Here is a 23736-nt window from a genome sequence, read left to right as displayed (position 1 = left end):
TCAGCGCACGCTGACGACGAGCTTGCCGAGCGCGGCGCGGGCGTCCATGTCGAGCAGCGCCTGGCCGAACTCCTCGAGCGGGTAGACCTTGCCGACCGGCGGCTTGACCGCGCCCGACTCGATCATCGGGACGAGCTGGGTCCACTGCTCCTGCAGGTAGCCGGGCCGGACGAAGGCGTAGGCGCCCCAGCCGACCCCGCGCACGTCGATGTTGTTGAGCAGCAGCCGGTTGACCTTGACCTCGGGAATGCCCTCACCGGCCGCGAAGCCCACCACCAGGAGCCGGCCCTGCGGGGCGAGGCTGCGCAGCGAGTCGGTGAAGGCCGAGCCGCCGACGACGTCGAGCACGACGTCGACGCCCTTGCCGCCGGTGAGCCCGGCGACGGCGTCCTTGAAGCCGTCGAAGAGCACGGTCTCGTCCGCACCGGCGGCCTTCGCGAAGGCGGCCTTCTCGTCGGTGCTGACCACCGCGATGGTGCGAGCACCGAGGCCGCGCGCGACCTGCAGGGTGGCGGTGCCGACGCCGCCGGCGGCGCCGTGGACGAGCACCGTCTCGCCCGGGCGGACGCCGCCGCGCTCGTCGAGGGCGAACAACGCGGTGAGGTAGTTCATCGGGAGGGCGACGGCCTCCTCGAAGGTGATCGAGTCGGGCAGCGCGAACACGGAGTCGCGGTGGCCGGCGACCAGCTCGGCCGCGCCGCCGTACCCGCCGACGCCGGCGACCCGCTGGCCCGGCTCGAAGCCGGGACCCGACACGACGACGCCGGCGTAGTCGACGCCGAGCGTGAACGGCGGGTCGGGGCGCAGCTGGTACTCGCCGCGGCTCAGCAGCAGGTCGGGGAACGAGACGCCGACCGCGTGCACCTCGACGAGGACCTCCTCGGGGCCCGGCGTCGGGTCCGGCACCTCCTGGACGACGATGTCGGCGGGACCGGTGGTGGTGACGACCTGGACTGCGCGCATGGCGGGCAGGCTACGCCCGTCCGTTTCGCCCGGCGCCGGCGAGGGCAAGGAACCAGCCGTGAGCGACTGGACCGACTGGAAGCAGAACCGGCGTCTCGAGGAGACCGAGGCACAGCTGGCTGCCGAGCGCAGCGCACGCAGCCGGCTCGCCGACCAGATGCGGACCCAGCAGGGCAACCTCCAGGGCCAGATCGACCGGCTCACCCGCGCCTTCGTGGCGCTCGTCGAGCACGAGGACATCCGCGCCGAGCTCGGCCAGTACGCCGACGCGGCCGCCTGCCGGCGCTACGCCCGCGAGGTGGTCTCGACCGTGGTCGCCACCGGGACGGCGGCGCTGCGCGGGTCGGCCGAGCCCGACGACGTCCCCGGCTACTGGCTGGCGCCCGCCGCGCGCGGCATCGTCCGGATCGCGCAGGGCGAGCCCGGCGGACCCGAGCTCTTGGCCGAGGCCACCCACCGCGACCCGCGCCGGACCACCCTCCTGCTCACCCTCCTCGGCGCCCTCACCCGCGACCCGCGCTGGACCGGCGGGCAGGACCTGACCCGGGTGCTGCCCGACCGGCCCGAGGTCAGCCACGCCCAGCGGCAGGTCTGGCTCGCCGTCGCCGACGGCCGGGTGGCGCCCGACGGCGACGCTCTCGTGACCGCGCTGCGCACCCAGGTCGCCGCAACGGGCAGCGCCGGGCTCGACGAGGTCGCCGCGTGGCTCGAGGAGATCGCCCCGCCCGACAGCCGCCACCTCGCCGTCGAGCGCGCCACGGCCCAGCTCGCGGCGCTCCAGCAGGTGCTGCAGACCGGTGGCGCGACGGCGCAGGCCCCGACCGGCGACCCGATTGGCGACCAGACCGACAACCAGGCCGACGAGCCCGCCGAGGACCCCCTGGCCGACTGCGTGCGCTCGCTGGTCGACGAGGGCTCCCCCGGCGAGGCCGAGATCCTCGACCGGATGGCGACCGTCCGCGCCGACCTGGGCTTCATCGACGAGCGCACCGCCTCGCTGGCCCCGGCGTGGTCCGGCACCGCCGGCGACGTCGTCCGGCTGCTGCTCGACGACCTGGCCCAGCCGGCCGGCAGCCCGCGCCACACCCTCGCCCAGCAGGTGCTCGCGCCCACGCTCGGGGCGATCGGGGACGAGCTGGCCGCGCAGGCCGCCGTCCCGCCCCCGGAGACGCGGACCGTCGAGGTCGCCGGCGAGGTCCTCACCGTCACCCGGGACGGCGTGGCCGGCGACTGGCAGGCCCGCGTGGGTGCCGCGCTCGAGCGGCGCTACCCCGTCGACCGGCGGCTGCTGCCCGGCGGCGGGGCCCTCCTGGCGCTCGCCGTGGTGCTCGCCGGGCTGGGCTTCGTGGCCGGCGGCTGGTTCGTGCTCGCCGCGGCCGCCCTCGTGGGCGGTGGGGCACTGGTGGGCACCGCGCTGCTCAAGCGGCGCGCGCTGGCCGAGAACCGGACCTCCACGATCGCCGCGACCGAGCGCCGGATCGCCCAGGAGCGGGTCACCCTCGACCAGCACCGCGAGCGCAGCATCACGGCGTCGACCCGGGCGCGGGAGCTGCACCGCGGGGTGGGGACGGCTGCGCTCAGGTCGTGAGCCGGGCGTGCTCGGCGACCAGGTCGGCGTACCAGCTGAAGGACCGCTTGGGCGTGCGCTTCTGCGTCTCGTAGTCGACGTGGACGAGGCCGAACCGCTGCGTGTAGCCCTCGGACCACTCGAAGTTGTCGATGAGCGACCACGCGTAGTAGCCGCGGACGTCGACCCCGCGCTCGATCGCCTCGGCCACCGCGGTCAGGTGGAGCGCGTGGTAGTCGACCCGCTGGTGGTCGTCGACGACGCCGTGCTCGTCGGGTCCGACGGCGTAGGAGCAGCCGGACTCGGTGATCACGATCGGCGGGACGGCGGCGCGGAAGCGGGCGCGGAACATGATCAGCCACTCGCGCAGGGCGTCGGGGACCACGGGCCAGCCGAAGTCGGTCACCGGGTAGCCGAGCACCTCGCGGAACTCGAAGGGCAGCTCGGCGTTCTCGTCGGCGGCGGCGATCCGCATCGGGTTGTAGTAGTTGACGCCGTAGAAGTCGAGGGGCTGGCGCATGGTGGCGAAGTCGCCGTCGCGCACGTGCTGCTCGAGCAGCATCATCAGGTCGTCGGAGTAGCGGCCCAGCAGCATGCCCTCGAGGTAGTGGCCGTTCCAGAGCGCGTCGAACAGCTTGGCGGCGCCGACATCGGCGGGGTCGTCGCTGGCCGGCCAGATGGGCGCGTGGTTGTTGGCGCAGCCGACGCTCGTCGCACCGGCCGCACGCAGCGCGATCGCGGCGCGGCCGTGGGCGACGAGCAGGTGGTGGCCGACCGGGAGCGCGTCGAACATCAGCGAGCGGCCGGGCGCGTGGAACGGGACGGCGTACCCCATCAGGGTGACGACGCTCGGCTCGTTGACCGGCACCCAGTCGACGACCCGGTCGGCGAGGCGCTCGCCGACGATGGCGGTGTAGTCGGCGAAGCGGTCGATCGTGGCGCGGTTGAGCCAGCCGCCGTCGTCCTCGAGGGACTGGGGCAGGTCCCAGTGGTAGAGCGTGGCCATCGGCTCGATGCCGGCGGCGAGCAGCCCGTCGACCAGCCGGTCGTAGTAGTCGAGGCCGGCCTGGTTGACCGCGCCGCGGCCGGTCGGCTGGATCCGCGGCCAGGCGATCGAGAAGCGGTAGCCGGGCGCACCGAGGCGCCTCATGAGCTCCACGTCCTCGGGCCAGCGGTGGTAGTGGTCGCACGCGACCGCGCCGCTCGAGCCGTCGACGATGCGACCGGGCTCCGCCGTGAAGGTGTCCCAGATGGAGCGGCCGCGGCCGTCCTCGTCCGCCGCGCCCTCGATCTGGTACGCCGCCGTGCTGGTCCCGAACCGGAATCCGGCCGGGAACCGACCAGCGAGATCTCCCACCCTGTCTCCCACAGGCTCACCCTCGCATGCCGCAGTCCGCTGACACCGGCACAATCTGCCACGTGAGTGTGGAGATCCGCAGAGGTTCGGCCAGGTTCCTCGAACGCGCCCCGGGCCGGCTCAGCCAGCACGGGTTCTCGTTCGGGGCCCACTACGACCCCGAACGGCTCTCGTTCGGGCCGATGGTGTGCCACGACGACCACGTGCTGGGCCCGGGGACCGGGTTCGAGGAGCACCCCCACGAGACGCTCGAGATCGTCACCTGGGTGGTCTCCGGCGCGCTCGTGCACCGCGACGCGACGGGGACCGACGAGACGCTCGGGGCCGGCGCGTGCGGCGTGCTGTCGGCCGGCAGCGGCACCCGGCACTCCGAGATCGCGAGCGCCGACGGCCCTGCCCGCTTCGTCCAGGTGTGGCTGACGCCGGACCCCGACGCGGCCGACGCACCACCCCGCTACCGCCGCGCGACGGTCGACGCCGCGCCCGGTGCCGGACCGGTCCGGCTCGTCGGGGACGGCGGCCCGCTCGCGGTCGGCGTGCGCGGCGCGGCGCTGGACGTCGTCCGGCTGGCGGCGGGCGAGACCGTCACCCTGCCGGCTGCCGCGCGGATGCACGCCTTCGTCACCACCGGCGCGCTGCTGCGCTCGTCGCTGGCCGAGCCGCTCGCGGCGGGCGACGCCTTCTGCATGACCGACGAGGGCGCGCACGACGTCACCGCTGCCGTGCCGACCGAGCTGCTGGTCTGGACCTTCGCCTGAGCGACCGCCGGCTCAGCCCTCGCCGAGCTCGTCGATGCCGCCGACCAGTGCGCCGGCGATCTCGCCGAGGCTGCGCACCTGCTCGGGGGTGAGCCGGTCGAAGACGAGCTCGCGCACCTGCGCGAGGTGGGCCGGCGCGATCCGCTGGAGCAGCGCGAGGCCCTCGTCGGTGAGCACCGCGAACTGGCTGCGCCGGTCGTTCGGGCACTGCCGCCGGGTCACCCAGCCACGCCCCTCGAGCACCGAGATCGCGTGGGTCAGGCGGGACGGGCTGGTCGCCGTCAGCCGGGCCAGCTCGCCCATCGTGAGGGTGCGGTCGGGTGCGGCGGACAGGTTGGCGAGCATCGCGTAGTAGGTGTGCGTGATGCCCGCCTCCTCGCGCAGCCCCCGGTCGAGCGCCTGCGGCAGCGCCTGCACGAGCCGGACCAGCGGCAGCCAGGCCGCCAGCTCGTCGTCGTCGAGCCACCGCGGTTCGCTCACGCGATGTCCAGCGTGTGCGCGGTGTGGTCACGCTTGACGGTCAGGTAGCGCCGGTTGGCCGCCGACAGGTGGACACCGGTCGGCACCCGCTCGTCGACCGCGACCCCGTGCTCCTCGAGCTGCGCGGCCTTGTCGGGGTTGTTGCTCAGCAGCCGGATCCGGTCGGCCCCGACGGCCAGCAGCATCTGGACCGCGGCGCTGTAGTCGCGCTCGTCCTCACCGCGCCCGAGCGCACGGTTGGCGGCGTAGGTGTCGAGGCCGGCGTCCTGGAGGGCGTAGGCGTCGAGCTTCTCGTACAGCCCGATCCCGCGCCCCTCCTGGCGCAGGTAGAGCAGGAAACCACCCTCGGCGGTGATCCGCTCGACCGCCTCGCGCAGCTGCGGACCGCAGTCGCAGCGCTCCGACCCGAACACGTCCCCGGTCAGGCACTCGCTGTGCGGCCGGACCAGCGGCGCATCGCCCCCGAGCGGCAGCTGCGCGACCCGGGCGCGCCAGTCGCCGAGGCCGAGCAAGAGGTGCTCCTTGCCGTCGACGAGGTGGTGGAAGGTGAGCACGTCCGCGGTCGTCGCGTACCCGTCGGGGAAGCGCAGCGGGATGACGACCTGGGTGCGCACCTCGGCGCGCGGCAGGCGCGCGGCGTCGGGCCGCCGCAGCTGGAGGCAGTGAGTGGTCATCGTCGGTCCTTTATTTCAAGTTTGAAACGATAACCACTCAAGGCGTGCGGGGGGCGGGGCATTCCGGGTTGGGGGAGATTTCTTCCGGCGGGGGCGTGGTGGTGGGGACGACGCCCGGCCGCGGCTGGCTTGCTGGCAGTTTCACCGCCTAGGCGGTGAAACTCCCCCTAAGCACACCGAACTACCTGCGCCAAGGTCCAGTTTCGTTCGTTCAGTTCGGCAGTTTCACCGCCTAGGCGGTGAAACTGCCGAACGGCCGGACGACCCTCACCCTCACGCCAGCACCCGCACCGCCCCCGGCAGCAGCTCGACCGTGAGCGGCAGGTCGGCACCGGCGGGGAGCGCACCGAGCGCCTCCCCGTCGGCGCCGACCGGTACGGCGGCACCCCCACGGTGCCGCCCGGAGAGCCGCACCTGCCGGCCGGTCAGGACGGTGACCTCGTCGAGTGCGACATGGCTGCCGTCGTAGACCTTGGGCAGGGAGCGGATGAGGTCGAGGTGCGAGGCCGCCTCGATGACGACGACGTCGAGCAGGCCGTCGTCGACGACGGCGGCCGGGGCGATGGCCATGCCCTTGCCGTAGAAGCTCGAGTTCGCGACGACGACGGTCGCGGCCTGGTGCTCGGTGCGGACGCCGTCGACCTCGAGCACGCACTCGACGGGCCGGTACGTCGCGAGGGCGCGCACCGCGGCGTAGGGGTACTGCAGCTTCGACGGCAGCCAGTGGGAGCGGTCGACGATCTCGGCAGCGCGGGCGTCGACGCCGGCGTAGACCGATCCCGCCACGACGTACGACGACCCGTCGGCCTGGGTCACCCGGAGCAGGTCGATGGCGCGCTCGGCGCCCGAGAGCAGGAGCGCAGCCTGGGCCGCGGTGTCGTGGGGGATCTCGAGCATCCGGGCGAAGTCGTTGCCGCGCCCGGCGGGGACCATCGCGAGCACGCCACCGAGGGAGGCGACCGAGCCGGCGACCGACGAGAGCATCCCGTCGCCGCCGACCGACACCACGACCGCGCCCGCGGCGACGGCGGCCTCGACGAGGGCCGGGGTCTCGGCGGCCGAGGTCGTGTAGGTGACCTCGACCTCGGCGCCCGCCTCGCGCAGCGCCCGGGCCAGCGGGACGACGACGCGCGGCGCCGCGCCCCCGCCCGAGCTCGGGTTGACGAGGAAGGCGAACGACCGGGTGGTCACGGGATCAGCACCCCGGGGTTGAGGATCCCGGCGGGGTCGACGGTCTCCTTGACGGCGCGCAGCACCGCGGCGCCGACCTCGCCGATCTCGGCGGTCAGGTAGGGCTTGTGGTCGGTGCCGACCGCGTGGTGGTGGGTGATCGCGGCGCTGGCGGCGACGATCGCCTCGCTGGCGGCGGCCTTGGCGGGCAGCCAGCGGGCGAGCGGGTCGTCGTCCCCGCGGGCGGCGACGGTGAAGTAGAGCGAGCAGCCGGTCGGGTAGACGTGCGAGATGTGGCAGAGCACCATCGTGCCCTCGCCGAGGCTCTCCTCCAGCGCGGCCTTCACCCGGGCGTAGAGGTTCTCGCGGTTGCTCCAGAAGGTCGCGGTCTCGAGCGTCTCGACGAGCACGCCGACGTCGAGCAGGCTGTCGCGCAGGTACGGCGCGTTGAACCGGCCGTGCGCCCACGCCTCGCCGGGGCCGGCGCCCTCCGCGGTCCCGCCGAGGCCGCTCAGCACCGCGGTGACCGCGGCCCGCTTCGCGGCGACGGCATCCGCGGTCCCCTCGTAGCCGACGACCATCAGGCAGCCGGCGCTCCCCTCGCCGCCGATCCCGGACGGGTCGGCGAGGTTGATCGCGGTCTCGTTCTCGTCGGAGAGCCGGATGACCGTGGGCAGCAGGTCGGCCTGGGCGAGCGTCCGCATCGCATCGGCGCCCGCGGCGAAGGAGGCCCAGCGCCAGCCCTCGTACTGCTTGACCTCGGGCAGCGGCCGGACCCGCACCGTCACCTCGGTGATCACGCCGAGGGCGCCCTCGGAGCCGAGGAAGAGCTCGCGCAGGTCGGGGCCGCTCGCGTTGGCGGGGGCACTGCCGAGCCGGACCTCGCCGGCGGGCGTGGCGACGCGCAGGCCGACGACCATCGCGTCGAAGCGGCCGTAGCCCGCACTCGACTGACCGCTGGAGCGGGTCGCGGCGAAGCCGCCGATGGTGGCGTACTCGAACGACTGGGGGAAGTGGCCGAGCATCATGCCGTGCTCGGCGAGGAGCGCCTCGGCCTCGGGGCCGCGCAGACCCGGCTCGAGGGTCGCGGTCGACGAGACCGGGTCGAGCGCGAGCAGGCCGCGCATCCGGCCGAGGTCGAGCGAGACGACGCCCGCGAACCCGGTCGCATCGGCGACGAGGCCACCGGTGACCGCGGTGCCGCCACCGAACGGCACGACCGCGATCCGCTGCTCGGCGGCGTGGGCGAGCACCGCGACGACCTCGTCGTGCGAGCCCGGGCGGACGACGACGTCCGGCGCGTCGCCGAGGTCGCCGGCCCGCTGGCGGAGCAGGTCCGGCGTCGACTTGCCGCGCGTGCGCTGCCGGCGCAGCCCGTCGTCGAGCACCACGTTCTCGTCGCCGACGAGGGCGCGCAGCCCGGCCACGTGCTCGGCGGTGAGCCGCGAGGCGGGGACCGCGACGTCGGTGCGGGCGGGGGTGTCCTGGATCGGGAAGACCAGGCCGACGAGCTCGCGCACGCCGTCCGGGAGGCCGGTGGCGTGGGCCGGGTCGCCCCAGCGCGTGGCGGGCATCTCGGGCTGCAGGACGGCGGGGCGCTCGGTGGTCATGTGTTACAGTGTTACACATGTCGTCACATCGTCACAACGGTGAATCCGAGAGCAGCCCCCGCGACGGCTACCTCGACGCCGCGCGGGAGTGCATCCTCGACGTCGGGTGGCGTCGCACGACGCTGACCGAGGTCGCCCGCCGGGCCGGCGTCTCGCGGATGACGATCTACCGCGCCTGGTCCGACATGCCCGCACTGCTGGCCGACCTGATGACCCGCGAGTGGGGCGCGCTCGTCGCCGGCCGGCTCGACGAGGCGGCGCCGCCGACCCCCGGCTCGATCGCCGACACCGTGGTCGCGACCGTGTGGGCGCTGCGCGAGAACGAGCTGTTCACCCGGATCGTCGAGCTCGACCCCGAGCTGATCCTCCCCTACCTGCTGTCCCGGCGCGGCCGCTCGCAGGAGCTCATCCTCGAGGTGCTCGGCGCCGCGATCGCCGCCGGCCAGTCCGCCGGCGCGATCCGGGACGGCGCACCCCAGGCGATCGCCCGCGGTCTGCTCCTCGCCGCGCACGGCTTCGTGCTGTCGGCGCACACGATGATCGATGACGTCGTCGACGAGGCCGCCCTCGACACCGAGCTGCACACCCTCGTCGTCCGGAGCCTCCAGCCGTGAGCGCCGCCCCCACGCGGATCACGCCCGGCCTCGACGGCGTGCCGGCCGCGGTCGACGTGGTCGTGATCGGCCTCGGCGTCACCGGCGCCGGCGTCGCCCTCGATGCCGTCTCCCGCGGGCTGACCGTGCTCGCCGTCGACGCGCACGACCTGGCGTTCGGGACGTCGCGCTTCTCGTCCAAGCTCGTCCACGGAGGGCTGCGCTACCTGGCCTCGGGTCAGGTCGGCATCGCGCACGAGAGCGCCGTCGAGCGCGGCATCCTCATGGAGACCACCGCGCCGCACCTGACCCGCCCCCTGCCCTCGATCATCCCGCTGGCGGCGGGAGTGAGCCGGCCGATGGGGACGCTGGCCGGGGCCGGCTTCGTCGGCGGCGACCTGCTCCGCCGGGCCGCCGGGACGAGCAGCGACACCCTCCCCCGACCGCGCCGGCTCAGCGCCGCCGAGACCCGTCGGCTCGCGCCGCCGCTGCGCACCGACGGGCTGCGCGGCGCCTACCTCGGCTGGGACGGTCAGCTCGAGGACGACGCCCGCCTGGTCACCGCCATCGCCCGCACCGCCGCCGAGCGCGGCGCCCACGTCCGCACGCACGCCCGCGCGGTGAGCGCGACCGGCCAGCAGGTCGTGCTGCGCGACGAGCGCACCGGCGCGACCACCACCGTCCACGCGCAGGCGGTCGTCAACGCGACCGGCGTCTGGGCCGGCGAGCTCGTCGACGACGTCCGGCTGCGCCCCTCGCGCGGCACCCACCTGGTGCTGCGCGGCAGCGCCCTGCCCGGCCTCGACGTCGCCGTGTTCGCGCCGATCCCGGGCGAGACCAACCGCTTCGTCCTGGTGCTGCCGCAGCCCGACGGCCAGCTCTACGTCGGCCTCACCGACGAGCCCGTCGACGGCCCGGTCCCCGACGTCGCCGAGCCGACCGAGGTCGAGATCGGCTTCCTGCTCGACGTCGTCGCGGCCTCGTTCGCCCGGCCGCTGCGGCGTTCCGACGTCGTCGGTGCGTTCGCCGGGCTGCGCCCGCTGCTCGACAGCGGCGACGACTCCACCGCCGACCTGTCCCGCAAGCACGCGGTGCTCACCTCGCGCACCGGCGTGGTCACGATCGTCGGGGGCAAGCTCACCACCTACCGCCGGATGGCCGAGGACGCCGTCGACGCCGCGGTCGCCGCCGCCGGCCTGGGCGCGACCGCCGGTCCCTGCGTGACCGCCACCCTCCCGCTCGCCGGCGCCGCGCCGCGCACCGAGCTCGCCGACCGCGCCGCCCAGGCCGGCTCCGCCGGGGAGGCCCGGCTGATCCGCCGCTACGGCGCCGACGCCGGGCTCGTGCTCGACGCCGCCGTCGCGGCGAGCGGCTGGAGCCCGGCCGAGCTGCTCGCGCCGATCGCCGAGGGGGTGCCCACCGTGGCCGCGGAGCTGTTCTTCGGGGTCACCCACGAGGGCGCCGCCGACGTCGCCGACCTGCTCGACCGCCGGACCAGGATCGGGCTGGTCCCGGCCGACCGGGCGCGCGCCGTCCCGGTGGCGGAGCGGGTGCTGGCGGCGACCAGGGCCACGCCCTAGCCACGTAGCCGGCTCGTCAGCTAGCCGGCTAGCCCGCCTCGCGGGCGAGCGCGGTCATCTGGGCGACCACCATCTGCCGCCGCACGGCGACCGCGTCGGGGTCGGTCAGCACCACCTCGGCGAGCCGGGACAGTCCCCACCACCCCACGACGACCGAGATCGCCGTCAGCAGCAGGTGCTCGGACTCCACGCGCCCGAGCCCGCGGACGGCGTCGCAGATCCGGGTCGCGTTGACCGCGCACACCGGCTGCCGGCTGTCAGCGGCGACGGGCGCCTCGAGCTCGAGGCTCTCCCAGATCAGGAGCCGCGGGAGCTCGGGCCGGGCCAGGCAGCGGTCGAACATCCGCCCGGTAAACTCGCCGATGCCCTCGGGCGTGGTGACCTCGACCTCGAGGCCGTCGAAGAGCGCGTCGAGCTCGTGCTCCAGCACGGCCGAGAAGAGCCCCTGCTTGTCGCCGAAGTAGCGGTAGACGCGCTCCTTGTTGATGCCCGCGTCCCGGGCGATCGCGTCGATCCGGGCGCCGGCGAAGCCGAGGGCGGCGAACTGGCGCACGCCCGCGTCGAGCAGGCGGCTGCGCGTCGCTTCGGTGTCCCAGGCCACGGGACCGAGGATACGCGATCCCAACCATCCGTTTGGAATTGCGGCCGCGCCTCGCTACGGTCATCTCCAACCAACCGTTTGGAGTTCTCGTGCCTGTCGCGCACCCCCACCCGTCCACCCCGTCCACCCCGTCCGCCCGGAGCCCGCGATGAAGGCGCTCGTGCTCGGCGCCCGCGGCGCGGTCGGCCAGGTCATCACCACCGAGCTGCGCCGCCGCGGCCACGACGTCACGCCCGCGGGGCGCACCGCCCCTCCCGGCGGGGTCGCGGTCGACCTGAGCCGGCCCGAGGACGCCGCCGTCCGCGCCGCGCTCGTCCGGGCGGCCGAGGGGCACGACGTGGTCGTCAACGCCGCCGGCGTCGAGAGCACGGTGCTCGCGGCGGCCGGCGCGCCGGTCGTCGTCGACATCTCGGCGACGGGCTCCTACCTGGCCGCGCTGCGGGCGGCGGCGCCGGCCGCGGGCACCGTCGTCCTCGGTGCCGGGCTGGCGCCCGGCCTGAGCACCGTGCTGGTCACGGCTCTCGACCGCCGGCCGGACGACCAGGTCGACGTCGGCGTCCTGCTCGGGACGGCGGAGCGCCACGGCGACGCCGCCGTGCAGTGGACCGCGGACCTGGTCGGCGCGCCCGTCCACGCCCCGCCCGAGGGCGGCCGGGTGCTCAACCTGCGCACCCGGCGCCGCCTGGTCGGCCCCGACGGGCGGACCCGGACCTACCTGCGCGCGGACTTCCCCGACCACGTGCTCGTCGGCGAGCGGCTCGGGGTGGCGATCCGCAGCCACCTGACCCTCAGCAGCCGGGCGGCGACCGCCGGCCTCGGGCTCGCCGCGCGCACCGGCGCGGGCGGGCTGCTGCGCTACTCCCCGCATTTCGGGTCGGCGGCCTGGCACGTCGTCGCGGTCAACCGGCGCACCGGCCAGACGCTCGGCGCCGCCGGGACCGGCCAGTCGCACGCGACCGGCGTCCTCACCGTGCTCGCGGCCGAGCGCGCCGTGGCCGGCCCGGCACGCGGCCCGGTCACGATGGCCGACCTCGTCGACCGGACGGCCGCGCTCGACCGCTTGGCGGAGACGGAGAGCTGATCACGACCGGACCGATGAGTTTTCCCCCTGCCCCTGGTCGGTGCATTCAGGCAGACTGACGAGCACTCAGGGACGGGCAGCGATGGGGAACATGGTGACCGAGCAGACGCAGGCAGCGGCGGCGAGCGACGAGCTGGCCGACTTCGACACGTTGACGGGGCGCTACCAGCGCGAGCTGATGGCGCACTGCTACCGGATGAGCGGCTCGGTGCACGAGGCCGAGGACCTGGTCCAGGAGACCTTCCTGCGGGCCTGGAAGGCGTCCGCGAGCTTCCAGGGCCGCAGCTCGGTGCGCACGTGGCTCTACAAGATCGCCACCAACGTGTGCCTGACCAACCTCGAGAGCAAGCCGCGCCGGCCGCTCCCGACCGGCCTCGGCACCGCCGACTCGGCGCCCTCCGACGAGCTGCTCGAGGACCACGAGGTCCCGTGGCTCGAGCCGATCCCGGACGCCGCCGTCGAGGTCGCCGAGCGCGACACCATCCGGCTCGCGTTCGTCGCCGCGCTCCAGCACCTGCCTGCCCGGCAGCGCGCCGTCCTCATCCTGCGCGACGTGCTGCGCTGGTCGGCGGCCGAGACCGCGACCGCGCTCGACACCACGACCGCGGCGGTCAACTCCGCCCTCCAGCGCGCGCACGCCCAGCTCGCCGAGCGCGGGCTCACCCCCGAGACGGTCGAGCCCGATCTCGACCCGGCCCAGCGCCAGCTCCTCGACGCCTACCTCGCCGCCTTCTGGCGCAAGGACATCGACCAGATCGTCCAGCTCCTCAAGTACGACGCCACCTGGGACATGCCGCCCTTCCTCAACCACTACCGCGGCGCCACCGCGATCGCCGAGCTCATCGGCACCAAGTGCCCCGGCGGCTGCAACGACATGCCGATGGTCGAGACGATCGCCAACGGCCAGCCCGCCTTCGGCCTCTACATGCGCCACCCCGAGGGCCACTTCGAGCCCTTCCACCTCCAGGTGCTGCAGATGACCGGCACGGGCGCCGACCTGCGGGTCGAGCACGTCACCGCCTTCTTCGACCACCGCCTCTTCGCGCGCTTCGGCCTGCCCGAGCGGCTGCCGGCCGACTACGTGCCCGTCCCGGACGCCCCCGCCTGCGCCGGGTGAGCCCGATGACCGCCGAGCCGACCCCGGCCGGCCTGGTCGCGGGTCTGGACGTGCTGCAGCGCGCCCTCGACTACACCCGCGCCACGCTCGGCACGATCACCTGCGCGGACGTCGACCGCCCGACCCCTTGCGCCGGCTGGGACCTCGCCGACCTGCTGGCCCACATGGAGGACGCCCTCGACGCTTTCGCCGAGGCCGCCGACGGCACCGTCGCCCTCCACAGCGCCGCCCCGGCGCCCCTCGAGGCGCGCGTGACGAGCCTCCAGGTGAAGGCCTGCGGACTGCTCGCGGCCTGGATGCACGCCACCTCGCCGTACGTCGACGTCGGCGGGCACCCGCTTCCCGTCGACGCGGTCGCCCGGCTGGCGGCGGTCGAGATCGCCGTCCACGGCTGGGACGTCGGTCAGGCCACCGGCCGCGGCGGACCGCTGCCCGAGCGGCTCGCCGCCGAGCTGCTGCCCACCGCGCTCCGGATCGCGCTCGAGGGAGACGACCGGTTCGCACTGCCCGTCCCGGTCGCCACCGAGGCGCCGGCCGCCGACCACGTCCTCGCGCTCCTCGGACGGCGACCCGGGACCCGGTCCTGACCTAGACTCCGGCGCATGCCGGAGCAGACCGCCGCGCCGCACGTCCGCCACCGCCCCCGGAGGATGCTCGGCCGCGACCCCCACGAGAGCCACCGCGCCGCGACCCCGCTCGAGCTCCTCTTCGACCTGGCGTTCGTCGTCGCCTTCGGCACCGCCGCCAACGAGCTCGCCCATGCCGTCGCCGAGGAGCACGTCTGGGCGGGCGTCCTCGGCTTCTGCTTCGCGACCTTCGGCATCTCGTGGGCGTGGATCAACTTCACCTGGTTCGCGTCGGCCTACGACACCGACGACTGGATCTACCGGCTGACCACCATGCTGCAGATGGTCGGCGTCCTGGTCTTCGCGATCGGCCTCAAGCCGATGTTCACCTCCATCTACGAGCACGGCGAGACCCTCGACAACGACGTCATGGTCTGGGGCTACGTGATCATGCGGGCGGCGATGGTCCTGCAGTGGTGGCGCGCCGGCCGGCACGACGCCGCGCGGCGCGGCGCCTGCCAGGTCTACATCGTCTCGATCCTCGTGGCCCAGGTGGCGTGGTGCGCGCTGGCGATCGTCGACCTCCCGGTCGCGACGACGTTCGTGCTGATGGCCATCCCGTTCCTGATCGAGATCGGCGGCCCGGCGTACGCCGAGACGCGACGGGGTGGGACGCCCTGGCACGCCCACCACATCGCCGAGCGCTACAGCCTGATGGTCATCATCGCCCTCGGCGAGGGGATGATCGGCACGATGGCCTCGATCAGCGAGCTCTCGGCCGAGGGCCTCACCTGGGACATCGGCCTGCTCGCCCTGGCCGGGACCGCGCTGACGTTCGGCATCTGGTGGAGCTACTTCGTCGTCCCGTTCGCCGACATCCTGCACGCGCACCGGGAGCGCTCGTTCTCGTTCGGCTACGGGCACATGCCGCTCTTCGGCAGCATCGTCGCCGTCGGCGCCGGCCTCCACGTCGGCGCCTACTACCTCGGCCACGAGTTCCACATCGGCCTGGTCGGCGCCGTGCTCGCGGCCGCGATCCCGGTCGCCCTCTTCACCGCTTTCCTCTACGCCGGCTACACGATCCTGACCCGCAACTTCGACTCCCTCCACCTGCTGCTGATCGCCGGGTCGGCGGCGCTCGTCATCGCCTCGGTGCTGCTCGCGACGGCCGGCGTCTCCCTGGTGTGGTGCCTGCTGGTGCTCGCGCTCACGCCGTGGGTGACGGTGGTCGGGTACGAGCTCCGGGGCTACCGGCACAACCTCGAGGTGCTCGGCTCGCTCGACGAGTGAGGCTCAGCCCTCGTCGCGCAGCGGGTGCGCGAGCTCGTCGGCGGGCAGCCGCGCCGCGACCACCGCGACGACCGCCACCACCACCGGGACGACGGCCGCGATCGTGAACGTCGCCTCCAGGCCGATCAGCTCCGCGACCGGACCGGCGAGCGCCATCGACACCGGCATCAGGCTGATCGAGACGAAGAAGTCGAGCGAGGCGACCCGGCCCAGCAGCTCGGGCGGCACCCGGCGCTGCAGCAGCGTCCCCCACAGCACCATGGGCGCGGCGAAGAGCGCCCCGACCACGGTCGCCGCCGCGACCACCTGCCACACGGCGGTCGCGAACCCGACCACGAGGAACGGCAGGCAGCCCGCGCCCCACATCAGCATCATCCAGGTCAGGTAGCGCCGCGGCATCGGGCGCGACGCCGTCACCAGCGAGCCGACCGCACCGCCGATGCCGAAGCCGGCCATCACCAGCGCGTGGTCGCCCGGACCGCCACCGAGGTCGTCCTTGATCAGGAACGGGACCAGGACCTCGAGCGGCCCCATGATCACCAGGATCATCACCGACGCGAACAGCAGCGAGGCCAGCAGCCACGGCGTCCGCACCATGTAGGCGAAGCCCTCGCGGATGTCGGCCAGCGCCGTCGCGAGCGCGGCCGGCGGCGGCTCCGCGTCGTCCCCGGTCGCGGCCGGCCGCTCCCGGCGGATGGCGGTCAGCGGCACCCGGGTCAGCACCAGCAGCCCACCCAGGTAGGCCACCGCGGCCACCGTGATCGCCGCCGAGGACGACGCCGCGCCCACCACACCGCCCGCCACCGCGGGCCCGAGCGCCTGGCCGATCGTCGGGCGGACCATGCCCTCGAAGCCGTTGACCGCGAGCAGGTCCTCCTCCGGCACCAGCGCCGGCAGCCACGCCGAGTAGGCCGGGTAGTAGAACGCCATCGCCATCCCGGCGACCGCCGCGACGACGGCGAGGTGCCACAGCCGGGTCAGGTCGGCGTACGACAGGACGGCGACCAGCACCATCCCCGCCAGCTCGACCGACGTCGTCGCGAGCAGGATGAGCTTCTGCGGCACCCGGTCGGCCACGACGCCGCCCAGCAGCGCCGGGATCAGGACGCCGACCGCGCCGGCCGTCGTCACCAGCGACAGCGCGCTGGCGCCGCCGCCGATCCGGATCACCTCCCAGACCAGCGCCACCACCCACACGCCACCGCCGAAGCTGGTCAGCACCAGCGCCGACCCCAGCCGCCGGTAGGACGCGTGCCGGAACGGCCGGAACGCCCGCAGCCACCCGCGCGGGGCCGGCGCGGGTGGCACCAGCTGGTCGGTCACGTGACCGGCAGGGCGACGTACGTCGTGTCGAGGTACTCCTCGATGCCCTCGAACCCGCCCTCGCGCCCGAACCCGCTCGCCTTCACGCCGCCGAACGGCGCGGCCGGGTTGGAGACCAGACCGGTGTTGATGCCGAGCATCCCCGTCTCGAGCCGCTCGGCCAGCCGGATCGTGCGGGCCAGGTCGCGCGTGTAGGCGTAGGCGGCCAGGCCGTACTCGGTCGCATTGGCCAGCCGGATCGCCTCGTCCTCGTCGGCGAAGGTCGTGATCGGCGCGACCGGGCCGAAGATCTCGTTGCGGACGGCGTCGGCGTCGGCCGGGACGTCGGCCAGCACCGTCGGCGGGTAGAAGAAGCCCGCCCCGCCCTCGGGCGCCCGGCCCCCGGTGAGCAGCCGCGCCCCACGGTCGACGGCGTCGTCGACCAGCGCCGCGACCGAGCTGACCGCCTTGTCGTCGATGAGCGGACCCACCTGGACGCCGACGTCCTGGCCGCGCCCGACCTTGAGCCCACCCATCCGCTCGGCCAGCCTGGTCCCGAACTCCTCCGCGACCGACGCCTCGACCAGGAACCGGTTCGCCGACGTGCAGGCCTCGCCCATGTTCCGCATCTTCGCGATCATCGCGCCCTCGACCGCCGCGTCGAGGTCCGCGTCGGCGAACACCAGGAAGGGCGCATTGCCGCCCAGCTCCATCGACACCCGCTGCAGCTCGCCCGCCGACTGCTCCACGATCCGCTTGCCCACCGACGTCGAGCCGGTGAAGCTGACCTTCCGCAGCCGGGCATCCGCCTGCAGCGTGCTGCTCAGCCCGCCCGAGTCGGTCGTCGTCACCACGTTGAGGACGCCGGCCGGCAGCCCCGCCTCCTCGAGCAGCGCCGCCAGCAGCAGCATCGTCAGCGGCGTCTGCCCCGCCGGCTTGACCACCATCGTGCAGCCCGCCGCGATCGCCGGGCCGATCTTGCGCGTGCCCATCGCCAGCGGGAAGTTCCACGGCGTGATGAACAGGCACGGCCCCACCGGCTTGCGCACCGTCAGCAGCCGGCTCCCACCCGCCGGGTTCTGCATCCACCGGCCGTGGATCCGCACCGCCTCCTCGGAGAACCACCGCAGGAACTCCGCGCCGTACGTGACCTCGCCCTTCGCCTCCGCGATCGGCTTGCCCATCTCGAGGCTCATCACCAGCGCCACGTCGTCGGCGTGCTGGGTGACCAGCCCGAACGTCCGCCGCAGGATCTCGCCCCGCTCCCGCGGCGCCGTCGCCGCCCACGCCTCCTGAGCACCCGCCGCGGCATCGAGCGCCGCGCGCGCGTCGTCCAGCGTGCCGTCGGCGACGTCGGCCAGCACCGACCCGTCGGCCGGGTCGAGGACGTCGAACCGCGCCCCGCTCCCGGACGGCACCCACGCGCCCCCGACGTACAGCTGGCGGCGCGACTCGGGCAGCAGGTGGTGCAGGCGCTCACGGAAGCTCATGCGCCCACTCTGGCACCCCGGTCCTCGCCGAGGCAGGGGCAACGACGCAGAATCCGGTCGGTTACGCCGGACGCCGAGAAAATCGCCGATTCGGCTTTGACCCTCACGACCCACGCGCTATCGTGAGTCCAGTCGTACTTCGGAGGGAGCACCGATACGACATGAGCCCCTTGTCGACCCCATGCGACGAGGGGCTCGCTCCGTTTTGGTCGGCGCGAGCGCGTCTTCGGTCTCTCGAGGGGGCAGCAAGCTGCCCGGCGGATACCTCTCGACGCGCTGCCGCGCTCGCGGTCGGGGTTTGCTCGGGGCGGGGCTTCCTGGCGGCCTGCGGTGGGTTCGGCTCGGCGGCGCGAGCTCGTCTTCGGTACCTCGTGGGGGCAGCAAGCTGCCCGGCAGATACCTCTCGACGCGCTGCCGCGCTCGCGGTCGAGGTTTGCTCAGCCGGCGGCGTTGCCCTCGGGGCAGCGGGTGCAGCGCCACCACTGGACCAGCACGCTGCCGTCGGGACCGACGGTGGTCTCGCCGGGGACGTGCTCGGTCAGGGCGGCGCAGGCCAGGCACTCCAGCAGGCGGGTCCGGTCCTGGCCGACGCCGACGCCGACGCCGACGCCGAGGGCGAGGCGGGTGGCGGGATCGAGCAGCCGGGTCACGGCGGGACTGGGGTGGATGACGGTGAGCAGGGCGCCCTGGGCGCGGGTCCGGGCCCGGCACTCCAGGAGGGTGGTCAGGGCCGCGCAGTCCATGAACCGCACGGCGTGCAGGTCGACCCTCACCCGGAGCGGACGCTCGTGCAGGCAGTGCGTCACGGCCGCCTCGAGGAGGCCTGTCGTCGAGACGACCAGGTCTCCGACCACCGCGATCTCGGCCACCGCGTCGCGGATGCCGGTCGCGACCGAGCAGTCGGCCGGTGGCCGGAGGTGGCGGGTGGGATCGGTGGTCATCTTCGGCCCGTGCTGCTCGTCGGTGTCCTCGACGCTACGTTCGGTGCCGGGACGTCACCATCCCCATTCCAGGGCATTCCGCCGCCCACCAGGCCGGCGACGGGCCGCGACCGGGTCTAGCGGGCACCCCGCAGGAAGGCCTCCAGCAGCGGGCCCGCCGTCTGCGAGCCGGAGGCACCGGTCTGGACGAAGACGGCGACGGCGAGGTCGCCCTGGGCGGCGATCATCCAGGCGTGGGTCTTGATGGTGCCGCCGTCGGAGTACTCCGCGGTGCCGGTCTTGGCGATCACCGGCGGCCCCGGTACGTCGAGCAGGCCGCGGCCGCTGCCGTCGGTGACGACCCGGCGCAGCATCGCCTTGAGCTGGTCGGCCTCGCCGACGGTGAGCGGAGTGGCGGCGGAGGGCACCGACACCTTCACCTGGTCGACCAGCCGCGGCACGACGGTCTTGCCGGCCTGGACGCTCGCGATCACGGTCGCCATCGCCATCGGTGAGGCGAGCACCTTGCCCTGCCCGATCAGGTCGGCCGCGCCCTCGGTGTCGCTGGCGGGCTTGGCCGGCACCTCGCCGAAGTACGACGGGAACCCGAGGTCGTGGTCGATGCCGAGGCCCAGCGTGGCCGCGGCCCCCGAGAGGTCGCCGTCGGAGAGGTCGCCGCGCTGGTTGATGAGCGCGGTGTTGCAGGACTGGGCGATCGCCTCGCGCAGCGGGATGGTCCCGATCGCGGACGCCGGGTAGTCGGAGTAGTTCTTGAACTGCTTGCCGTTCACGGTGACCGTCGGCGTGCAGCGCACCGTCGAGTCGGGGGTGAGCCCGGCGCGCAGGAGCGCCAGCGAGGTGACCGCCTTGAACGTCGAGCCCGGGGCGAGCTGCCCGAAGGTGGCGTAGTTCTGGCCGCCGGTGCCCGCTCCGTTGGCCGCGGCGAGGATCGAGCCGTCACTGGGCCGGATCGCGACGAGCGCGCTGGCCGGACCGACGTCGGCCAGGGTCTGCTCGGCGAGGGTCTGCAGCCGCTCGACGAGCGTGATCGCGAGCGGCTTGCCGGCCACGGGGTCGTGGCGGTAGAGCTCGCGGCTCTGCGCCTCGCCGGCGGCGGGCACCGCACGGACGACGCGTCCCGGCGCACCGCGCAGCTGCTCGTCGTAGCGCGCCTGGAGGCCGGACAGGCCGGCGACGTCGCCACTGCGGTAGACGTCGGGGTCCTTCTCGACCATCTCGGCGGTGACTGGGCCGACCCGGCCCAGGATCGGTGCGGCGAAGTCGCGGGACGGGCCGAGGGAGAGCCGGCCGCTGACCTGGTGGGCGCCCGTGATGGACGAGATGCGGCTGCGCACCGCGGCCGGTACGGCGTCGGCGCGGTAGGTGATCGCCTCGACGAAGGCGCGCGGCCCGGCGCCCTCGACCGCCTTGACGAAGGGGGCGGGGTCGACGTCGACCAGCCGGGCCAGGGCCCGCGCGGAGGCCGGCGCCTCGGCGGCGGGCACCCGGCTGCGGTCGATGCCGACCCGGACCACGGCGCGCTCGGTGACCAGGACGGAGCCGCCGGCCCCGGTGATGTCGCCGCGCTGGGTCGGCAGGGTGACCGCGTCGAGGGTGTCGCCCTCGGCCAGGTCGGGCGCGACGACGTCGGGCGCCCAGGTCACCGACCAGCGGTCGCCCTCGTGGACCAGGCCGACGGTGGTCTCGTAGGCCCACGGGTCGGCGCCCTCGACCACGGGCCAGGACCAGGCGAGGGTGGCGGTCGGCCGGTCGGCCTCGTCGTCGACCTTGCCGACGGTGATCTTGGGGGCGATGCCGTCCATGCCGGCGACGAGCTCGGCGTAGGACTTGCTGACGGCGGCGCCCTCGGCGCCGGTGAACGGCACGGTGGCCAGCGGGTCGGGCGCCGTCGAGGCGTCGGCGCCGCCCGGGGTGGGCGTCGCGGCGACCGTCAGCGCGCCCGCGAGCTGGGCGACCACGGCCTGGGCACGGTCACCGGAGTCGCTCCCGGAGCAGGCGCTCAGCGCACCCGCCAGGACGAGGAGGGTGCCGAGGGCTGCCGAGGATCGCCGCATGCGACGGTTCTACCAGCCGGGCCCGACGGATCCGGAACGCTCAGCCGACGAGCAGCCCCGCGACCAGCGGCTGGTAGCCGGACGCGTGGCCGAGCCGGTTGGGGTGGTAGCTCTCGCTGACCGGGCTGGACAGCCCGTTGAGCCACTCCGGCGAGTCGCAGACGGCGTGCCCGGTGAAGCGCGACGTCGGATTGGCCCACTTGAAGCCCTTCGCGCTCGCCGCCGCCGCGAGCCGGCCGTTGAGGAGGTCGGCGGTCGCGTTGAGCCGGGTCTCCTCGGCCGGGGAGAAGAACGTCGCGGCATTGCAGTCCTCACCCATGAACAGCCGCGGGTAGCCGACGACGACCACCACGGCGCTGGGCGCCTTGGCCTTGATCGCGGCGTACAGCGTGGCCAGCCGGCCCGGCAGCGTGCCGGTGATGAACGCCTGCGCCTTGTCGATCGCCGCGTTGCAGTTCGACATCCAGCCCGGCTTCGCGCACTCGGTGAGCACCCCGGTGAAGCCCGCGTCGTTGCCGCCGACCGAGAGCGTCACGTAGTCGGTGCCGCTCGACAGCGCGCTCAGCTGACCGCTCGTGACCGTGCTGACGGTCGCGCCGGAGCAGGCCTGGAAGCTGAGCGCGTAGCCCTTCTGCGCGGCGACCAGCCTCGGGTAGGCGTACGACGAGCGCTGGCAGCCGGTGCCGTCGCTCAGGTAGCTGCGGGTGCCGACGCCCGAGGAGTAGGAGTCGCCCAGCGCGACGTACGACGGCGCGGCGGCGTGCGCCGTCGTCGGGACGCCGATGACGGAGGCGAGCGCGGCCGCGAGGCCGGCGCCGAGGGAGAGCAGGGCACGAGGGGTCCGAGACATGGCGCCGCCTTCACACGGGAGCGGAATGTGAGCCAGGTCACTCCATCACGAGTGGCGGACTCCTGACAACGGCAGGCCGCGGCGGGTTCCCTCGACCACGTCGGCCACGTGCGAGCGGAAGCCCGGGCAGGTCGCGATGTCGTGCGCGCGGCACTCCAGCGCGTGCTCGGTCATGTGCCGGGACCGCTCGAGCTCGGCCTGCCGGCGGTCGAGCTCGACGAGGTGCTCCTTGAGCGCGGCCCGCCGTCCGTCGGCACTGGCGTCGACGAGCACCCGGATCTGGTCGAGGCTCATCCCGGACGCCTTGCTCGCGAGGATCACCGCGACCCGGTAGGCGTCGTCCTCGACGTAGACCCGGCGCCCGGCGCCGTCGCGCGCCGGCTCCAGCAGCCCCTTGTCCTCCCAGTGCCGCAGCACGTGGGGCTCCAGCTCGAACCGGTCGGCCAGCTCGCCGACCGACCACTTCACCTCGCGACTTGACTTCATGTTGACATGAAGTCACAGGCTGGTGACCTGCGCAAGTCCACGATCCCGTGCTAGGAGACTCCCATGAACACCGTCCGCCCCCCGCAGTACGACGTCGCCGTGATCGGCGCCGGTTCGGCCGGCCTGCAGGCCGCCCAGACCCTCGGCCGGATGCACCAGCGCACCGTCGTCCTCGGCACCGACCGCTACCGCAACGACCCCGCCACCCACATGCACAACTTCCTCGGCCACGACGGCGAGCCGCCCGCCGTGCTGCGGCTCGCGGCGCGCAAGGACGCGGAGCAGTACGACGACGTCGACTTCCGCGATGCCGAGGTGCTCCGGATCTCGGGCGCGGCCGGCGACTTCGCCCTCGAGCTCGCCGGCGGGGACGTTGTCCGCGCGGCCCGGGTGCTGCTCGCCACCGGCGTCACCGACCACCTGCCCGACGTCCCCGGCGTCGCCGAGCAGTTCGGGGACCTCGTCGCGCACTGCCCGTTCTGCCACGGCCACGAATTCGCCGGCCAGACCGTCGGCATCCTCGGCACCGGCCCCCAGGCCGCCCACTTCTCCGGGATGCTCGCCCCCATCACCGCCGAGCTCGTCGTCCTCGCCGACGGCGCGGAGCCCGACGAGGCGACCTGCGCCGCACTCGCACGGGTAGGCGCCCGCGTCGTCGCCGAGCCGGTGCGGGCGGTGCGTCGTACGGACGACGGGCTGGAGGTCGACCTCGACGGCACCGACGTCCCGGTCGCGCTCGGCGGCCTCTTCGTCCGGACCGACTGGACCCAGGCCACCCCCTTCGCCGAGCAGCTCGGCCTCGAGATGACCGAGCTCGGCGCGGTCGTCGTCGACGTCATGGGCCGCACCAGCGTCCCCGGCGTCTTCGCCGCCGGCGACCTCGCCGCCCCCGCCGGCCTGCCGATGCCGATGGCCTCGGTGCTCATCGCCGCCGCGGCCGGCATGGCCGCCGCCGCGGGGTGCGTCGCGGACGCGGCGGCCGCGCGCACCGCGGGCTGAGCAGGACGGCTGGCGGCTGGGGCCGGAAGCGGCGCTCGGCGCGCGGCGCGCGGCGCTCGGCGAGGCACGAGCGACCGAAGCGGAGGGAGGCGCCGTCCCGAGCGCCGTCCCGCAAGGCGCCCGACCACCCCAACCGAAGACCACCTCGACAGCGCGCGCGGCAGCGCGGCGCGAGGCACGAGCGACGCAAGCAAGACGGCCGCACGG

General features: G+C 74.3%; 22 protein-coding genes. 9 read left to right on the top strand and 13 right to left on the bottom strand.

Annotated features, from left to right (window positions below; translation table 11 throughout):
* Positions 1-963: an NADPH:quinone oxidoreductase family protein gene (locus BM223_RS00110; RefSeq protein WP_038682556.1), complete on the bottom strand. Its 963-nt coding sequence runs from the start codon at positions 961-963 to the stop codon at positions 1-3.
* Between the two features lie 58 nt (positions 964-1021).
* On the opposite strand from BM223_RS00110, the gene BM223_RS00105 reads away from it, so the two are divergent.
* Positions 1022-2551 carry a hypothetical protein gene (locus BM223_RS00105; RefSeq protein ID WP_038682558.1) on the top strand — a complete coding sequence of 510 codons (1530 nt, stop codon included), beginning with the start codon at positions 1022-1024 and terminating at the stop codon, positions 2549-2551.
* Here BM223_RS00105 and BM223_RS00100 read toward each other — a convergent pair.
* Positions 2541-3887, bottom strand: coding sequence for a GH1 family beta-glucosidase (locus tag BM223_RS00100; protein ID WP_038682559.1), 1347 nt, complete (start codon positions 3885-3887; stop codon positions 2541-2543). The two genes, BM223_RS00105 and BM223_RS00100, sit on opposite strands and share 11 nt — an antisense overlap.
* A 62-nt stretch (positions 3888-3949) precedes the next feature.
* On the opposite strand from BM223_RS00100, the gene BM223_RS00095 reads away from it, so the two are divergent.
* Positions 3950-4645 carry a pirin family protein gene (locus BM223_RS00095; RefSeq protein WP_038682561.1) on the top strand — a complete coding sequence of 232 codons (696 nt, stop codon included), beginning with the start codon at positions 3950-3952 and terminating at the stop codon, positions 4643-4645.
* A gap of 12 nt (positions 4646-4657) precedes the next feature.
* Here BM223_RS00095 and BM223_RS00090 read toward each other — a convergent pair whose 3' ends face one another.
* From BM223_RS00090 to BM223_RS29600, 4 genes are all read right to left on the bottom strand, one after another.
* The gene (locus BM223_RS00090; protein WP_038682563.1) at positions 4658-5125 is read right to left on the bottom strand and encodes a MarR family winged helix-turn-helix transcriptional regulator; all 468 of its coding nucleotides are present in this window, start codon (positions 5123-5125) and stop codon (positions 4658-4660) included.
* Positions 5122-5799 (bottom strand): GTP cyclohydrolase II, encoded by a 678-nt coding sequence (locus BM223_RS00085; RefSeq protein ID WP_052139144.1) that lies wholly within the window; start codon positions 5797-5799, stop codon positions 5122-5124. Before BM223_RS00085 ends, BM223_RS00090 begins: the two co-directional genes overlap by 4 nt.
* Positions 5800-6072: 273 nt before the next feature.
* A complete protein-coding gene (locus BM223_RS29605; protein WP_038682565.1) occupies positions 6073-6990 on the bottom strand; it encodes a YegS/Rv2252/BmrU family lipid kinase in 918 nt (305 codons plus the stop codon).
* On the bottom strand, positions 6987-8579 hold the full coding sequence (locus BM223_RS29600) for an FAD-binding oxidoreductase (RefSeq protein WP_235319077.1): 1593 nt from the start codon (positions 8577-8579) through the stop codon (positions 6987-6989). Before BM223_RS29600 ends, BM223_RS29605 begins: the two co-directional genes overlap by 4 nt.
* A gap of 17 nt (positions 8580-8596) precedes the next feature.
* Here BM223_RS29600 and BM223_RS00070 point away from each other — a divergent pair, with 17 nt between their 5' ends.
* Positions 8597-9193 carry a TetR/AcrR family transcriptional regulator gene (locus BM223_RS00070; RefSeq protein ID WP_038682567.1) on the top strand — a complete coding sequence of 199 codons (597 nt, stop codon included), beginning with the start codon at positions 8597-8599 and terminating at the stop codon, positions 9191-9193.
* Complete coding sequence (locus BM223_RS00065) at positions 9190-10752, top strand: glycerol-3-phosphate dehydrogenase/oxidase (protein ID WP_038682569.1); 1563 nt, start codon at positions 9190-9192, stop codon at positions 10750-10752. The genes BM223_RS00070 and BM223_RS00065 overlap by 4 nt, the downstream gene beginning before the upstream one ends.
* A gap of 28 nt (positions 10753-10780) precedes the next feature.
* Here the strand turns inward: BM223_RS00065 and BM223_RS00060 are convergent, their stop codons facing one another.
* Positions 10781-11353, bottom strand: coding sequence for a TetR/AcrR family transcriptional regulator (locus BM223_RS00060; RefSeq protein WP_038682571.1), 573 nt, complete (start codon positions 11351-11353; stop codon positions 10781-10783).
* A gap of 148 nt (positions 11354-11501) precedes the next feature.
* Between BM223_RS00060 and BM223_RS00055 the strand changes: the two genes are divergently transcribed.
* The 4 genes from BM223_RS00055 to BM223_RS00040 all read left to right on the top strand — a co-directional run bounded on the left by BM223_RS00055 (position 11502) and on the right by BM223_RS00040 (position 15407).
* Positions 11502-12434 (top strand): NAD-dependent epimerase/dehydratase family protein, encoded by a 933-nt coding sequence (locus BM223_RS00055; RefSeq protein ID WP_038682573.1) that lies wholly within the window; start codon positions 11502-11504, stop codon positions 12432-12434.
* A gap of 91 nt (positions 12435-12525) precedes the next feature.
* Positions 12526-13551 (top strand): sigma-70 family RNA polymerase sigma factor, encoded by a 1026-nt coding sequence (locus tag BM223_RS00050; protein WP_052139467.1) that lies wholly within the window; start codon positions 12526-12528, stop codon positions 13549-13551.
* 5 nt (positions 13552-13556) lie between these two features.
* Positions 13557-14138, top strand: coding sequence for a TIGR03086 family metal-binding protein (locus BM223_RS00045; protein ID WP_052139145.1), 582 nt, complete (start codon positions 13557-13559; stop codon positions 14136-14138).
* A gap of 15 nt (positions 14139-14153) precedes the next feature.
* On the top strand, positions 14154-15407 hold the full coding sequence (locus BM223_RS00040) for a low temperature requirement protein A (protein WP_038682575.1): 1254 nt from the start codon (positions 14154-14156) through the stop codon (positions 15405-15407).
* 3 nt (positions 15408-15410) lie between these two features.
* On the opposite strand, the gene BM223_RS00035 is transcribed toward BM223_RS00040, so the two are convergent.
* The 6 genes from BM223_RS00035 to BM223_RS00010 form a co-directional block, all read right to left on the bottom strand.
* Positions 15411-16730: an MFS transporter gene (locus BM223_RS00035; protein WP_235319078.1), complete on the bottom strand. Its 1320-nt coding sequence runs from the start codon at positions 16728-16730 to the stop codon at positions 15411-15413.
* A complete protein-coding gene (locus tag BM223_RS00030) occupies positions 16727-18199 on the bottom strand; it encodes an NAD-dependent succinate-semialdehyde dehydrogenase (protein WP_038682577.1) in 1473 nt (490 codons plus the stop codon). The genes BM223_RS00035 and BM223_RS00030 overlap by 4 nt, the downstream gene beginning before the upstream one ends.
* Positions 18200-18636: 437 nt before the next feature.
* Complete coding sequence (locus tag BM223_RS00025) at positions 18637-19140, bottom strand: STAS domain-containing protein (protein WP_038682578.1); 504 nt, start codon at positions 19138-19140, stop codon at positions 18637-18639.
* A 116-nt stretch (positions 19141-19256) separates the two neighbouring features.
* Positions 19257-21194 carry a penicillin-binding transpeptidase domain-containing protein gene (locus BM223_RS00020; protein WP_038682580.1) on the bottom strand — a complete coding sequence of 646 codons (1938 nt, stop codon included), beginning with the start codon at positions 21192-21194 and terminating at the stop codon, positions 19257-19259.
* A 40-nt stretch (positions 21195-21234) separates the two neighbouring features.
* Positions 21235-22044 carry an SGNH/GDSL hydrolase family protein gene (locus BM223_RS00015; protein WP_038682582.1) on the bottom strand — a complete coding sequence of 270 codons (810 nt, stop codon included), beginning with the start codon at positions 22042-22044 and terminating at the stop codon, positions 21235-21237.
* A 45-nt stretch (positions 22045-22089) separates the two neighbouring features.
* Positions 22090-22530, bottom strand: coding sequence for a MerR family transcriptional regulator (locus tag BM223_RS00010; RefSeq protein WP_075018424.1), 441 nt, complete (start codon positions 22528-22530; stop codon positions 22090-22092).
* A gap of 63 nt (positions 22531-22593) precedes the next feature.
* Here BM223_RS00010 and BM223_RS00005 point away from each other — a divergent pair, with 63 nt between their 5' ends.
* Positions 22594-23529, top strand: coding sequence for an NAD(P)/FAD-dependent oxidoreductase (locus BM223_RS00005; protein ID WP_038682586.1), 936 nt, complete (start codon positions 22594-22596; stop codon positions 23527-23529).
* Positions 23530-23736 lie beyond the last annotated feature (207 nt).

This window comes from Pimelobacter simplex (assembly GCF_900114845.1).
In the GTDB taxonomy this organism is placed as follows: Bacteria; Actinomycetota; Actinomycetes; order Propionibacteriales; family Nocardioidaceae; genus Nocardioides; species Nocardioides simplex.
This window is presented reverse-complemented; position numbering and strand designations above follow the sequence as displayed.